This window comes from Xanthobacter pseudotagetidis, assembly GCF_043194795.2.
GTDB classification, from domain to species: domain Bacteria; phylum Pseudomonadota; class Alphaproteobacteria; order Rhizobiales; family Xanthobacteraceae; genus Xanthobacter; species Xanthobacter tagetidis_A.
Map to the genome: position 1 here is coordinate 3409748 of NZ_CM195534.1, position 14334 is coordinate 3424081.

Annotated in this window: 13 protein-coding genes; 12 read left to right on the forward strand and 1 reads right to left on the reverse strand. The window is 70.3% G+C overall.

Annotated features, from left to right (window positions below; all coding sequences use genetic code 11):
- Positions 1-11 precede the first annotated feature (11 nt).
- The 9 genes from V5F67_RS15620 to V5F67_RS15660 all read left to right on the forward strand — a co-directional run bounded on the left by V5F67_RS15620 (position 12) and on the right by V5F67_RS15660 (position 10355).
- Positions 12-1481, forward strand: coding sequence for an aldehyde dehydrogenase family protein (locus V5F67_RS15620; protein WP_394016887.1), 1470 nt, complete (start codon positions 12-14; stop codon positions 1479-1481).
- 10 nt (positions 1482-1491) lie between these two features.
- Positions 1492-3144, forward strand: a complete 1653-nt coding sequence (locus V5F67_RS15625; RefSeq protein WP_394016886.1) for a thiamine pyrophosphate-binding protein — start codon at positions 1492-1494, stop codon at positions 3142-3144.
- 317 nt (positions 3145-3461) lie between these two features.
- On the forward strand, positions 3462-4421 hold the full coding sequence (locus tag V5F67_RS15630; RefSeq protein ID WP_394016885.1) for a LysR substrate-binding domain-containing protein: 960 nt from the start codon (positions 3462-3464) through the stop codon (positions 4419-4421).
- A gap of 204 nt (positions 4422-4625) precedes the next feature.
- Positions 4626-5360: a GntR family transcriptional regulator gene (locus V5F67_RS15635; RefSeq protein ID WP_394016884.1), complete on the forward strand. Its 735-nt coding sequence runs from the start codon at positions 4626-4628 to the stop codon at positions 5358-5360.
- Positions 5361-5383: 23 nt separating this feature from the next.
- Entirely contained in the window at positions 5384-6595 is a 1212-nt protein-coding gene (locus V5F67_RS15640) for a CaiB/BaiF CoA transferase family protein (protein WP_394016883.1), read from the forward strand.
- Between the two features lie 74 nt (positions 6596-6669).
- Positions 6670-7671: a TRAP transporter substrate-binding protein DctP gene (gene dctP / locus V5F67_RS15645; protein WP_394016882.1), complete on the forward strand. Its 1002-nt coding sequence runs from the start codon at positions 6670-6672 to the stop codon at positions 7669-7671.
- A gap of 58 nt (positions 7672-7729) precedes the next feature.
- The gene (locus tag V5F67_RS15650) at positions 7730-8254 is read left to right on the forward strand and encodes a TRAP transporter small permease subunit (protein WP_394016881.1); all 525 of its coding nucleotides are present in this window, start codon (positions 7730-7732) and stop codon (positions 8252-8254) included.
- Entirely contained in the window at positions 8251-9561 is a 1311-nt protein-coding gene (locus V5F67_RS15655; protein WP_394016880.1) for a TRAP transporter large permease, read from the forward strand. Before V5F67_RS15650 ends, V5F67_RS15655 begins: the two co-directional genes overlap by 4 nt.
- The gene (locus tag V5F67_RS15660) at positions 9558-10355 is read left to right on the forward strand and encodes an enoyl-CoA hydratase/isomerase family protein (RefSeq protein WP_394016879.1); all 798 of its coding nucleotides are present in this window, start codon (positions 9558-9560) and stop codon (positions 10353-10355) included. Before V5F67_RS15655 ends, V5F67_RS15660 begins: the two co-directional genes overlap by 4 nt.
- Positions 10356-10424: 69 nt before the next feature.
- Here V5F67_RS15660 and V5F67_RS15665 read toward each other — a convergent pair whose 3' ends face one another.
- Positions 10425-11123 (reverse strand): GntR family transcriptional regulator, encoded by a 699-nt coding sequence (locus V5F67_RS15665; RefSeq protein ID WP_394016878.1) that lies wholly within the window; start codon positions 11121-11123, stop codon positions 10425-10427.
- Between the two features lie 188 nt (positions 11124-11311).
- On the opposite strand from V5F67_RS15665, the gene V5F67_RS15670 reads away from it, so the two are divergent.
- The 3 genes from V5F67_RS15670 to V5F67_RS15680 are packed head-to-tail and all read left to right on the forward strand — an operon-like array spanning position 11312 to position 14314.
- Entirely contained in the window at positions 11312-11827 is a 516-nt protein-coding gene (locus V5F67_RS15670; RefSeq protein WP_394016877.1) for a TRAP transporter small permease, read from the forward strand.
- Positions 11824-13110 (forward strand): TRAP transporter large permease, encoded by a 1287-nt coding sequence (locus V5F67_RS15675; protein ID WP_394016876.1) that lies wholly within the window; start codon positions 11824-11826, stop codon positions 13108-13110. Before V5F67_RS15670 ends, V5F67_RS15675 begins: the two co-directional genes overlap by 4 nt.
- 55 nt (positions 13111-13165) lie before the next feature.
- Positions 13166-14314, forward strand: coding sequence for a mandelate racemase/muconate lactonizing enzyme family protein (locus V5F67_RS15680; RefSeq protein ID WP_394016875.1), 1149 nt, complete (start codon positions 13166-13168; stop codon positions 14312-14314).
- The last annotated feature ends 20 nt before the right edge of the window (positions 14315-14334 follow it).

Consider the following 14334-nt stretch of genomic DNA (forward strand, 5'->3'; position numbering starts at 1 on the left):
AGGAAACGCCCATGAACCCCATCGAGCCGGTTCCCTGCTTCGTCGGCGGGGACGAGATGCCGCTTGGCGCGAGCTTCGACAAGCACGATCCTGCCACCGGCCGGCCCAATGCCCGCGTGGCGGAGGCGGATGCGGCGCTGGTGGATGCGGCGGTCACGGCCGCGCGCGCGGCGCTGCGCGGACCGTGGGGCCGCACCACGCTCGACCAGCGCATCGCCTTCCTGGAAAAGCTCGCCGCCCACATGGAGGCGAGCCTTGCCACCATCGTCGCGGCGGAGATCGCCGACACCGGCAAGCCGGTCACGGTGACGACCGGCATCGAGATTCCCCGCGCCATCGCCAATCTTCGCGCCTTCGCCGAGATCGCCCGGCAGGCGCCGGAAGAGACGTTCGAGACCCCCATGGCCGGCGGGCGGGCGCGCAACCGGGTGCTGCGCCATCCTGTCGGCGTGATCGGCATCGTCGCGCCCTGGAACCTGCCGCTGCTGCTGCTCACCTGGAAGGTGGCGCCGGCGCTGGTGTGCGGCAACGCCATCGTGGTGAAGCCCTCCGAGCACTCGCCCCGCACCGCCCTCATGCTGGCGCGCATGGCCAAGGCATGCGGACTGCCGGACGGGGTGCTCAACGTGGTGCACGGCCACGGCGCGGGCGCGGCGGGCGCGTTCCTCGTCGCCCACCCCGGCGTCGACGCCGTCTCCTTCACCGGCGAGACGCGCACCGGCGAGGCCATCATGCGCGCCGCAGCCGCCGGGCCGCGCCCGGTCTCGCTGGAGCTGGGCGGCAAGAACCCGGCCCTGATCTTCGCCGATTGCGACCTTAACGCCGCCATCGCCGGCACCGCGCGCTCCATGTTCGACAATTGCGGGCAGGTCTGCCTCACCACCGAGCGGGTGTTCGTGCAGCGGCCGATCTTCGAGCGCTTCGCCGCCGGCCTCGCCGCCGCGGCCAAAGCCCTGAAGCCGGGCGATCCCCGTGCGCCGGAAACGACGCTCGGCCCGGCCATCAGCGCGGTGCAGCGCGAGAAGGTGCTCGGCCTCTACGCCACGGCGAAGGCCGAGGGTGCGCAGGTGCTCACCGGCGGCGGCGCGCTGGAGATGCCCGCCCCGTTCGCGGACGGCTACTGGGTCGAGCCCACGCTGTGGGCCGGCCTGCCGGACACGGCGGAGATCTGCCGCCGCGAGGTGTTCGGCCCCTGCGCCCACCTCTCGGTGTTCGACGACGAGGACGAAGTCGTCGCCCGCGCCAACGCCTCCGAGTTCGGCCTTGCGGCCACCGTCTGGAGCACCGACGCCGCGCGCGTGGAGCGGGTGGGCGCGGAACTCCAGAGCGGCACGGTGTGGGCAAACTGCTGGCGCGTGCGCGACGAGCGCGCGCCGTTCGGCGGCTTCAAGCGCTCCGGCATCGGCCGCGAGGGCGGGGCGCGCTCGCTCGACTTCTATTCCGAGCTGAAGACGCTCTGCGTCTTCGAGCCGGCGGCGTGAGGGCTGAACCATGACCACCGCCGACACCCCGCTGCGCTCGGGCGGCGTCATCCTGGTGGACGCGCTGCGCATCCACGGCGCGGACCGCATCTTCGGCGTGCCGGGCGAGAGCGCGCTGCCGGTGTTCGACGCTTTGCGCGACGGCGCGCGCGGCGTGCGCTTCATCGTCTGCCGCCACGAGGCGAACGCGGCCCATATGGCGGAAGCGGACGGCAAGCTCACCGGGCGCCCCGGCCTGTGCATCGTCAGCCGCGGCCCAGGCGCCATGCATGCGGCGGTGGGCGTGCACACCGCGTTCCAGGATTCGACCCCCTTCATCCTCATCATCGGCCAGGTGCCGCAGGCGCACCGGGGCCGCGAGGCGTTCCAGGAGATCGACTACAGCCGCACCTTCGCCGACATGGCGAAGTGGGCCGCCGACATCCCGAGCGCGGACGCGATCCCGGAATATCTCAGCCGCGCCTTCCATGTCGCCACCCACGGCCGGCCCGGCCCGGTGGTGCTCTCGGTGGGCGAGGACGTGCTCAGCCAGATGAGCGCGGTCGCCGACGCGCCGGCCTTCAAGACGGTTTCCGCCGTGCCGGCGCCGGGAGACATGGCGCGGGTGCGGGAGATGCTCGCGGCGGCCGAGCGGCCGCTCGTCATCGTCGGCGGCAGCGGCTGGACCTCGCAGGCGGCGGCCGACGTGTCCACCTTCTGCGGCGCCAACGACCTGCCGGTGGTGGCGGGCTTCCGGTCGCAGGACATCGTCTCCAACGAGGCGCCGGTCTATGTGGGCGACCTCAGCCTCGGCTCCAGCCGCGCCTTGACCCAGCGGGTGAAGGATGCCGACCTGCTGCTCGTCATCGGCGACCGCATCGGCGAGGTGACCAGCAAGGCCTATGACGCGCTCAAGGTGCCCGACCCGGACCAGGCGCTGATCCATGTCTTCCCGGGCGCCGAGGAGCTGGGGCGGGTCTACAATGCCGACCTGCCCATCCTTGCCGCGCCGCCCGAGTTCGCGTCCGCGCTCAAGGACCTGGCGCCGCTCGATCCGGCGCGCTGGGCCGGCTGGCGCGCCCAGGGCCGCGCCGCCTACGAGGCCTACCAGGTGCCACCCTCCAGGACCGCCGGCTTCGACTATGCCAAGGTCATCCAGCACCTTCGGGCGGCGCTGCCGGACGACGCCATCGTCACCAACGGCGCCGGCAACTACACCATCTGGCTGCACCGCTTCTTCCGCTATCGCGCCTTCCGCACCCAGCTCGCCCCCAAGTCCGGCTGCATGGGCTACGGCCTGCCGGCGGCGATCGCGGCGAAGCTGCGCCACCCGGACCGCACGGTGGTGGCGCTCGCCGGCGACGGCTGCTTCCAGATGGCCTCGCCCGACTTCGCCACCGCCGTGCACCACAAGCTGCCGATCGTGGTGATCGTGGTGAACAACGCCACCTACGGCTCCATCCGCGCGCACCAGGAGCGGCAGTTTCCCGGGCGTGAGAGCGGCACCCGCCTCACCAACCCCAGCTTCGCCGATATCGCCCGCGCCTATGGCGCTCACGGCGAGAGCGTCGCGGCGGATGCCGAGTTCCCGGCAGCCCTGGAGCGCGCGCTCGCGGCCGGCGGCCCGGCGCTGATCGAGATCTGCCTGCCGCCGCACCAGCTCACCCCTGACTTGATCATCTAGAGCCCGCGCCAGGACCCCTTTTCGTGCCGTCATGCCCCGGCTTGGCCGGGGCATGACGAAGCTCTGCGGCGACAGCCTCACCCCCTCGCCGATCCGTGACGCCGCCGCGCGCCCTCGCCCGCCCCTTTGCTCCCGTCCCCCCAATGCCCCTATGCTGCCCGTTCCGGCCGGCGGAGCCGGGGCCCCATGTCCCGCCCCGCCGCACCGGTCCCGAACGGGACCGGACGACAAGCGGCAGACCGTCGCCGTCCCGCGGGACGTCCCGGTCAAGCCGCACGCCGGTGGGAGCGGACGGTCAGGGACGGGACACGGCCATCATGAGCGTATTGCAGACGCCACCCTCCGGCGACGACGTGCCGTCCCTGCGCCTCCACGGCCGCCCGCTCACGCGCACCCGCCTGCCTTCCACCATGAGCCTGATCGTGTTCGAGGCGGTGGCGCGGCATCTCAGCTTCACCCGCGCCGGCATCGAGCTGAACCTCAGCCAGACGGCGGTGAGCCACCAGATCCGCAAGATGGAGGACATGCTCGGCATCCGCCTGTTCGACCGCAGCGGCAACAACGTGAAGCTGACCGAGGTCGCGGCCGAATATCTCCAGACCGTGCGCCAGTCCCTCGTCGCCCTCTCCGCCGCCACCGACCGCGCCGCAGAGAGCAACAACGAGAACGTGCTCGCCATCCAGTGCCTCGGCACCTTCGCCATCAAGCGCCTCATTCCGGCGCTGCCGCGCTTCCAGGCGCTCTATCCGTCGGTGGCGCTGAAGCTGATGACGGTGCAGGCGTTCCAGCCGTTCGGGCCGCACGGTTTCGACATCGGCATCTGGCACGGCGACGGCGACTGGCCGGCGCTCAGCGCCGTGAAGCTGGGCGAGGAGGAGATCTTCCCGGTGTGCAGCGCCGCCCTGCGCGACGCGGAAGGGCTGCGCGCGCCGAAGGACCTCGCCGGCAAGACCATCATCCGCACCGCCTCCACCATCCTCTCCGACGACTGGCCGTTCTGGCTCGACCATGCCGGCATCTCCGAGATCGAGTTCGGGCTCGAGTTCACGAGCGACTATCTCGTGACCTCCATGCAGGCGGCGATGGACGGGCTCGGGATCGCGCTCGCCCTGTCCACGGTGGTCGCCGACGACCTCAAGTCCGGGCGGCTGGTGGAGCCGTTCTCGATCCGGGCGCCGTCGAAGGCGGCCTACTACCTCGTCTCGCCGCCCGGCGCCGCCAAGCTGCGCAAGACCCAGCTGTTCCGCCAGTGGGTCCTCGATACGTTCGCCGACTGACCTCCCACCCAGACTTCAAACCTGTCGCCCCCCAGCTTCGGTGAGTTCGGCTGGCGTGCCTGAACGCGCCCACGGCCGCAGGAATATGCAAAAAAATCATATATTTAACGTCATATAAGATACCCATTTCGAGAAAAAATGTATTTTTTCTCTTGATTGGCACATTTTCGCGGTCCACTCTCCTGCCGACGAGGGGAGGCGCCCATGAGCAAGCGGCCGACAAAGGCTGCGCCGGAGGCGAAAGTTGCCAGGCCCGCCAAGATCGGCGGCAGCCATTCCGACGCGATCTATCGCTATCTCGAACAGGAGATCGTCTCCGGCCGCCTCGAGCCGGGGGAGAAGCTCGACGATGTCGCGCTCGCCGAGCGTTTCGGCGTGTCGAAGACGCCGATCCGCGAAGCGATCCTTCAGCTGGCGGCCATCGATTTCGTGCAGGTGCGCCAGCGCGTCGGCGCCATCGTCGCGCCGCTCTCGCTCCAGCGCATGGTACAGATGTTCGAGGTGATGGCGACGCTGGAGGGCATGTGCGCGGGCCTCGCGGCGACCCGCATGACCAGCGCCGAGCGCGACCTGCTGGAGCACGCCCTCGCCTGCTGCCAGCGTCACAGCCAGGGCGAAAGCGAAGAGGCGTGCAAGGATTACACGGAAGCCAACTTCAACTTCCATGAGATCATCTATCGCGGCAGCCACAATGACTATCTGAGCGAGCAGGCGAGCCACCTGCGCAAGCGCCTCGCGCCCTACCGCCGCTTCTGGCTCACCACCCCCTCGCGCATGCGCAAGTCCTGCGGCGAGCACGAGCAGGTGGCGCAGGCCATCCTCGCCTGCGACGAGGCCGAGGCGGACCGCGCCATGAAGCAGCATCTGACGCTGCAGACGGACCTCGTCTCCATCCTGCTGGAGCAGCTGCCGCCGTCCTACCTCACCGTCATCAAGTAATCCCAGCCTGTCCAGGTGACGCTTTGAACACGCTCGCGCCAGCCGCGACCCTGCCGCTCGCCGGCATGAGGGTCCTCGACCTCACCCGCGCCCTCGCGGGACCGTTCTGCACCATGATCCTCGGCGACCTCGGCGCCGACGTGATCAAGGTGGAGCCGTCGCCCGCCGGCGACATGAGCCGCGCCTGGGGTCCGTTCGACCACGGCGAGAGCGTCTATTACCTCTCCGCCAACCGGAACAAGCGCGCCATCGGCGTGGAGTTCCGCACCGAGGCCGGGCGCGCCCTGCTGCGCCGGCTGGCGCTCGCCAGCGACGTGGTGGTGGAGAACTTCAAGCCCGGCACCATGAAGGCCATCGGCCTCGACCCCGAGCAGCTCAAGGCGGAGAAGCCGGACCTCATCGTCGCCAGCATCAGCGGCTTCGGCCCGGACGGCCCGCTCGGCGACCGGCCCGGCTTCGACCAGATCGCCCAGGGCTATTCCGGGCTCATGAGCATCACCGGCATGCCCGGCGCGCCGCCGACGCGGGTCGGCACCGCCATCGGCGACCTGACGGCGGGCATGTGGACCGTCATCGGCGTCCTTGCCGCCTGGATCGAGCGCGGCCGGACCGGCCGCGGGCAAGGCGTGGAAACCTCGCTGCTGGGGAGCCTCGTCGGCCTGCTGAGCGTCCAGGGCCAGCGCTATCTGAGCGCCGGCGAGATTCCCGGCCCCGCCGGCTCGGCCCATCCGGTGATCGCGCCCTACGGCGTGTTCCGCGCCGGCGATGGCAATCTCAACATCGGCGCCGCCACCCAGGAGATGTGGCTGCGCCTGTGCGACATCATCGGCGCCCCCGAGCTGAAGAGCGATCCGCGCTTCCTCGACAATGCCGGCCGCATGGCGAACCGCGATGCCCTCGATGCCCTGATCGAGGAGAAGCTCGCCGCCGGCTCGCGGCACCACTGGACCGAGCAGCTGGTGACGGCAGGCATTCCCGCCGGCCCCATCAACGACATGGCCGGCGTGTTCGCCGAGCCCCAGGTGGCGCATGCGCGCCTGGTGGAAACGGTGGAGCACCCCGATATCGGGCCGCTGCGCCAGGTGGTGAGCCCGGTGGGCCTCGCCGCGCTCGCCGGCCGCTCCGTGCGCCGCCCGCCGCCGCGCTTCGGCGAGCACACCGACGAGGTGCTCGCCGACTACGGCCTCTCGGAGCGCGAGATCGCCGACCTGCGCGGCCAGAAGGCCATCGCCTGACCCGGAACAACCGGGCCGCACGATCAACAAGAGGACCCGCCCCAAGAACCGGGTCGAAGAAGGAGGAGACGCCGATGAAGACCACGTTCCGGGCGGCTGCCGTCGCCCTTGCCATGGCCGCGGGAGCGACCGCCGCCGCGGCGCAGACCGTCGAGCTGAAGCTGACCCACCAGTGGAAGCAGGGCACCGACGGGCGCGACCGCGCCGCGCGCGAGTTCGTGAAGGAGGTGCAGAAGCGCGATCCCTCCATCAAGTTCCGCATCTATCCCGGCTCCTCGCTGATCTCGAACCCGATCCAGCAGGTGGACGCGCTCCAGCAGGGCACCATCGAGATGTCGGTGTTCCCGCTGATCTACGGCGTCGGCAAGGTGCCGGAATTCTCCGCCACCATCCTGCCCGGCGCGGTCGGCAACGTCGCCAACGCCGCCAAGCTCAAGGGCGGCGCCTTCCACAGCAAGGTGCAGGAGGTGGCCGAGGCCAACGGCCTCCACATCCTGACCTGGTGGTGGACCGAGGGCGGCTTCGCCAACCGGGTGCGGCCCATCACCGGGCCGGAATCGGTCAAGGGCCTGAAGATGCGCGGCGCGGACAAGACCGTCGACCTGATGCTCGCCGCCGCCGGCGCCTCGGTGTTCTCCATGCCCTCCACCGAGCTCTACAACGCGGTGCAGTCCGGCGTGCTCGACGGGCTGATGACCTCGTTCGAGACCCTGCTCTCCACCCGCCTCTACGAGCAGACCAAGTACGCCACCATCGGCGGCGACTACTCGGTGTTCATGGTGCTCCAGCCGCTGGTGATCTCGAAGAGCGCCTGGGACAAGCTGACCCCGGCCCAGCAGAAGGCGTTCGACGAGGCCGCGGCGATCTCCGACGCCTCCTTCCTCGCCGAGCAGCTGGAGGTGGGCCAGAAGACCGTCGACACCTTCAAGAGGGCCGGGGCCGAGGTGCGCCAGATGACCAAGGCCGAGTACGACGCCTGGATCGCGATCGCCCGGAAGACCTCCTGGACCGCGTTCGAGGGCGTGAGCCCGCGCGCCAAGGAGCTCGTCACCATCCTGCGCGCCCAGACCAACTGATGACGTCCGGGCCGGCTGCGCGAGAGCGCCGCCGGCCCGTGCGCGGGAGGGGATCTCCATGGAAAAGTTCGCTCGTCTCGTCGACGGGGCCGGAACGGTGATGGCGGGCGCCGCCGCCCTGTGCCTGCTCGGCGCCATCCTGTCGGTCTCCTGGATGGTGTTCTGGCGCGCCATCGGCGGCGTCAACAGCTGGGAGCTGGAGACCAGCATCTACCTCGCGGTGGCGGCGGTCTTCCTCGCCTCGCCCTTCACCCTGCGCACCAACGGCCATATCGGCATGGAGCTGCTCGACGCGACCCTGTCGGACGGCGCCCGCCGCAAGCTGGCGCTGGTGGGCAGCCTGCTCGGCCTCGTGGTGTGCGCCTATCTCGCTTATGTGGGCCTGGAGCTGACGCTGCGCGCCTACGCCTCGGGCGAGAAGGTGCTCGGGGTGTGGACCCCCTATCTCTGGCCGAAATACGCCACGATGCCGCTCGGCCTCGGCGTGACGGCCCTGCAATACGTGGTCGCCATCGCCCGCCTGCGCCAGCCGCAGGGCGTCGCGGCCCACAACCCGGCCGAAGCCGGCGGAGGCGCCTCATGAGCGAGATGGAAATCGGCGCCCTGCTGCTGGTCGCCACCATCGTGGTCCTGTGCTCGGGCGTATCCATCGCCTTCGGCCTCGCCGCCGTCGCGATCGCCTTCCTGGCGATCTTCGGCGGGCCGGACGCGCTGAAGGCGATCCCCGAGACCTTCATGTCGGAGCTCTCGTCCTTCGCCCTGCTCACGGTGCCCATGTTCGTGGTGCTGGGCGCGGCCATCGGCCTGTCGCGGGCGGGCACGGACCTCTATGAGAGCCTGCACCGCTGGCTCTACCGCATGCCGGGCGGCCTCGTGATCGCCAACATCTTCGCCTGCGGCCTGTTCTCGGCCCTGTGCGGCTCCAGCCCGGCGACCGCGGCCGCCATCGGCAAGGTGGGCATTCCCGAGATGCTGCGCCGGGGCGTGCCGCGCGCGCTCGCGGCCGGCTCCATCGCCGCCGGCGGCACGCTCGGCATCCTGATCCCGCCCTCCATCACCTTCATCATCTACGGCCTGGTGACGGAGACCTCCATCGCCCGCCTGTTCCTGGCGGGGGTGGTGCCGGGCATCCTGCTGGTGCTGATCTTCTCCGCCTATGCCTGGCTCGCCAGCTGGCGGGCGGCGCGCGGCGCGCCGGTGACCGAGCGCTTCTCGCTGAAGGAGAAGCTGGACGGCATCGGCCGGGTCCTGCCCTTCCTCGGCATCATCGTCGCCGTGACGGTGTTCATGTATGGCGGCATCGCCACCCCCTCGGAGGTGGCCGGCGTCGCCGCGCTGATGGCGCTGGCGATGGTGGTGGTCATCTATCGTACGCGCCTGCCGCAGCTGTGGCTCATCCTCGTCAGCTCCACCCGCGAGACCTCGATGATCCTGATGATCATCGCCGCGGCGGCGCTGTTCTCCTTCATGATGAGCTATCTCTACATCACCCAGACGCTCGCGGAATGGATGGTGGGGCTCGACCTCGGCAAATGGGGCCTGATCCTGATCATCAACCTGTTCCTGCTGGTGGTGGGCTGCTTCCTGCCGCCGGTGGCGATCATCCTCATGAGCATGCCGGTGCTGGCGCCGGTGCTCGCCACCGGCGACGTGGACCTGATCTGGTTCGGCGTCATCCTCACCATCAACCTGGAGATCGGGCTCATCACCCCGCCCGTGGGCATGAACCTGTTCGTGATCCGCGGCGTGGCGCCGAGCATCCCGGCCACCGAGGTGCTTTGGGGCTCGCTGCCCTTCGTGGCGCTCATGACCGGCTTCATCGTGCTGATGTGCATCTTTCCCGGCATCGCCACCGGCCTGCCGGACCTGCTTCTGGGGGTTGGACGATGACCATGGAAACCGCGGCGGGCGCGATCCGCGTCGAGACCCGGGGCGAGATCGCCCTGGTGGTGATGGACAATCCGGGGCGCTTCAACGCGCTCACGGTGGAGATGTGGGCGACGCTCAATGCCGAGGTCCGCCGGCTGGTCGCCGAGGGGACGGCGCGCTGCCTCGTCCTCGCCGGCGCCGGGGAGAGCTTCGCTGCCGGCGCCGACATCAGCGAGTTCGAGCGCGAGCGCTCGAACCGCGCGCAGGTGACCCACTATCACGAGAACCACGTGCGCCCCACCCTCGACGCCATCCTGTCGGCGCCGATGCCGACGGTGGCCATGATCCGCGGCGTGTGCATGGGCGGCGGGCTGGAGATCGCCGCCATGTGCGACATCCGCATCGCCGCCGCCGATGCGCGCTTCGGCGTGCCGATCAACCGCATGGGCTTTCCCATGGCGCTCGGCGAGACCGAGCTGCTGTTCAAGTTCTTCGGCCGCGGCGTGGTGTCGGAGCTGCTGCTGGAGGGGCGCATCTTCGATGCCGCCGAGGCGCTCCAGCGGGGCATCGTCCAGCGCGTGGTGGCGCCCGAGGCGCTGGACGGCGAGGCCATGGCCACCGCCGGCCGGATCGCCGCCGCATCGCCCTTCGCCCAGCGGCGCAACAAGGAGCAGCTGCTGCGCCTGCTGCGCGACTGGTCGCCGGTGACGCGCGACGAGCGCGAGGCCCATTACGATTTCGCCGACACGCGCGACTACCGCGCGGGCTACGAGGCGTTCCTCGCCAAGCAGCGGCCCCAGTTCATCGGCAGCTGACAAGCGCGGGGCGCGATCTGTTCCGCGCGGCGCGCAGGCGCGGCGGACCGGAGGAGCCCCGACCCTCGTTCAGTGATCGGCGCCCTCGCCCTCGGCGCCGATCTTCTCCAGGTGGGCGACGATCTCGGCCCCGCTGCGCATGGCGAGGTCGCGGAACGCCTTCTCCGCCCGCTCCGCGTCTCCGGCGAGCAACGGCTCCACCAGCGCGCGGTGCCGGTCGAGCAGCGATCCCATGGGCAGGATGAGCCGGTTGGACGAGGCGATGTAGAGCCGGACCTGGTTCGCGATCAGATCGTAATGCTCGACCAGCCTGCGGTTCCCGGACAGGCTGACCACCGCGCGGTGGAACGCCATGTCGGCCGCCACGAGCGCCGCCCAGTCGTCGCCGCCGCAGGCCTCGGCAAGCGCCGCGAACGCATCCTCGACGGTCTTGCGACCGGCGGCGTCCATGCGCTCGGCGGCGAGCCGCGCCGCAAGCGCTTCGAGGCTTGAACGCAGGGTGGCCAGGTCCCAGGCGTCCTGCGGCGTGAGGCTGGTGACCTCCCAGCCGGAATAGGGACGCTGGACCACCAGCCCCTCAGAAACCAGCCGATGCAGCGCCGCCCGCACGGTCCCCCGCGAGAGCTGGAACTGCTCCGCGAGGCGGATTTCCGTCAGCCGGGCGCCGGGGGCGATCTGGCCGGAGGTGATGGCGTTGCGCAGGCTTTCGGCCGCGGCGCGGTCGAGGCTCTGCTTCTTGGGGCGCTCCAGCGCACCGATTCCGCTCATTATTTGGCTGCTCGGCGATCAGATTATGGGCTTGACCAGCTTCATAGCAGATGGTCCATTTGGGTCAATTGTTGACAATCACCAATCTACCGAACCGCGCTTCCGCCCACCAAGGCTAGCCTTCCATGACCGCACCCGATCGCCCCCGAACATCTCTCGCCCCAGGGCGCCTCGGATCCGCGCGCCGCGTGGTCGGCGCCGTCGACCGCTGCATCGTCGCCGCCAACCGGTGGGCCATGGTCGTGGCGCTCGGCACCATGGCGGTGCTGGTCTTCGTGGCGGTGATGCTGCGCTACCTCACCAACGAGGCGCTGGTCTGGGGCGAGGAGCTGAGCCGCTACATCATGGTCTGGCTCGCCTTCCTCGGCATCGGCCCGGTGCTGCGGGTGGGCGGCCACGTGGCGGTGGATTCGCTCGTCGCCGGCCTGTCCCCGTCCTTGCAGCGGGTGATGCGGCTAGTGGTGGTCCTGCTGGTCGCCGGCGCCTCGCTCTGGCTCCTGCTGGCGGGCTGGGACTACGTGGCGCGCTCCTGGTTCCAGACCACGCCGGTGCTGCGCGTGCCCTTCGCCGTGGTGGCGCTCGCCGCGCCGGTCGGCTTCGCGCTCACCCTCTGGCACCTCGCCATGATGGCGGCCGGCTTCGTGGCCGAAGGCACGTTCGAGCATTCGGACGACCTGTCGCCGGAACAGGCGCCGATGTCATGATCACGCTCACGCTGTTCGCCGGCCTCACGGTGCTGCTGCTGGTGGGCGTGCCGATCGGCTTCGCCCTCGGCATCGCCACGCTCGCCGCCGTCGCCGAGGCCGGGCTGACGCCCATCGTCGTGGTGCAGAAGATGGTGGCCGGGCTGGATTCCTTCCCGCTGATGGCCATCCCCTTCTTCCTGCTCGCGGCGGAGCTGATGTCGAGCGGCTCGCTCTCGGAGGTGCTGCTGCGCTTCGCCTCCTTGTTCGTCGGCCACAAGCGCGGCGGGCTCGGCTACACCAACATCCTCACCATCACCTTCTTTTCCGGCATCTCCGGCTCGGCGGTCGCGGACGCCGCCGGTCCCGGCTCGCTGCTCATCCGCATGATGCGGCGCTCGGGCTATCCACCGGCCTATGCGGCGGCGATCACCGCGGCCGCCTCGCTGGTGGGACCCATCATCCCGCCGTCCATCATCATGATCCTCTACGCGCTCCAGGACGACGGCGTGTCGGTGCCGCGGCTGTTCCTCGCGGGGGTCCTGCCCGGCCTGCTGATCTCCGGCGCGCTCATCGGCTACAACGCCTATGCGAGCCACAGGCGCGACTTCCGCACCGACGGCGCCCGGCCGGGCTGGCGCGAGGCGGCGCGGGCCACCTGGCGCGCCATCCCGGCGCTGATCCTGCCGGCGCTGATCGTGGTGGGCGTGCATTCCGGCGCCTTCACCCCCACGGAAGCCTCGGTGGTGGCGGTGTTCTACGGGCTCGCCTGCGGGATGTTCGTCTACCGGACCCTGACCCTGGCGATGCTGCCCGGCATCCTCGCCCGCTCGGCCTACATGACGGCGGCGGTGCTGCTCATCATCGCCACCTCCATGGCCTTCTCCTGGCTGCTCACCTTCGCCCAGGCGCCGCAGGCCCTCACCCAGTGGATCGGCTCGCTCGGGCTGTCGCCGATCGCCTTCCTGCTGGCGGTGAACGTGTTCCTGCTGGTCTTCGGCATCTTCATCGAGCCGCTGCCGGGCGTGCTGGTGCTGGCGCCGATCCTGGCGCCCATGGCGGCCTCGCTCGGCATCGACCCGACGCATTTCGCCATCGTGGTGATCGTCAATCTGAACCTCGGCATGATCACCCCGCCGGTGGGCAGCCTGCTCGCCGTCACCGGCCTCGTCGCCCGGGTGCCCATGTCGCAGCTCAACCGGGAGATCTACCCGATCCTGGCGCTGCAGCTGCTCGTCCTCGCCCTCATCACCCTCGTCCCCGCCGTGAGCCTGATCCTGCCCGACGCCTTCGGCGCCAGATGAGCGCGCCGGAGGCCGGCAGCGGCCGGCACCACGGCCCACAAGAAGGAGAACACCCGTGACCCTCGCCCAGCCCGCCGCCTTCGCCCGCGCCCCCGCCTCGGCGGCGGGCCGGATCGTGAAGGCGGAGTGCATCCTCGTCTCGGTGCCGTTCCAGGCCGACGTGAAGCTCGTCTGGGGCTTCACCGGCGGCGGGAAGAACACCTTCGACACGCTGCTCGTGCGGCTGGAGACCGACACCGGCCTCGTCGGCTGGGGCGAGGCCTTCTCGCGCGCGGAGGACGTGTCGCTGCGCAGCCTGGTCGAGACCCGCATCTTCCCCCTCATCATGGGCGAGGACGCTGCCGCGATCTCGAAGATCAAGTTCAAGCTGGAGTTCGGGCTGCAGAATTTCGGCCGCGTCGGCCCCACCATGTACGCCATCTCGGCGGTGGACATCGCCTTGTGGGACATCGCCGCCAAGGCCGCCGGCCAGCCGCTGGTGAACCTCCTCGGCGGCCCGTTCGCGCGCGAGGTGGAGGTCTATGCCAGCCTCTTGCGCTACGAGAGCGAGGACGGCATCGCCCGCGCGGTGCGCGAGGCGATCGGGCGCGGCTACCGCCACATCAAGCTGCACGACATCACCTATCCGCTGATCGCCGCGGCCTGCGAGGCGGCGGCGGGGGAAGCCACGGTGATGCTGGACGTCAACTGCCCCTGGTCGGTGGCGCAGGCCCTGGCCATGGACGCACGCATCGCCCATCTGGGCCTCGCCTGGCTGGAAGAGCCCATCTGGCCGCCGGAGGACTATCGCGGCCTCGCCCGCGTGCGCGCCCAGGGCAACCACCCCATCGCCGCCGGCGAGAACGCCGGCTCGCTGCACGACTTCGTCGCCATGGCCGACGCCGGCGCCATCGACATCGCGCAGCCGGACGTGGCCAAGACCGGCGGCGTCACCGAGCTGCTGAAGATCGCCGCCTTCTGCGCCGCGAGCGCCATCGAGTTCGTGCCCCACTGCGCGCTGTTCGGGCCGGGGCAGATCGCCACCGTCCACATCAACGCCGCCCAGCGCACGGTGCCGCTGCTGGAGCGGCTCTATTGCGACTTCGAGGCGGAGATCTACGGCGGGGCCATGCTGCCGGTCGGCGGCCACGTGCCGGTCCCCGCCGCTCCCGGGCTCGGCATCGAGCCCGACATGACGATCGTCGACCGGTACCGGATCGCCTGATCCGGGCCATTCCCAGGAAG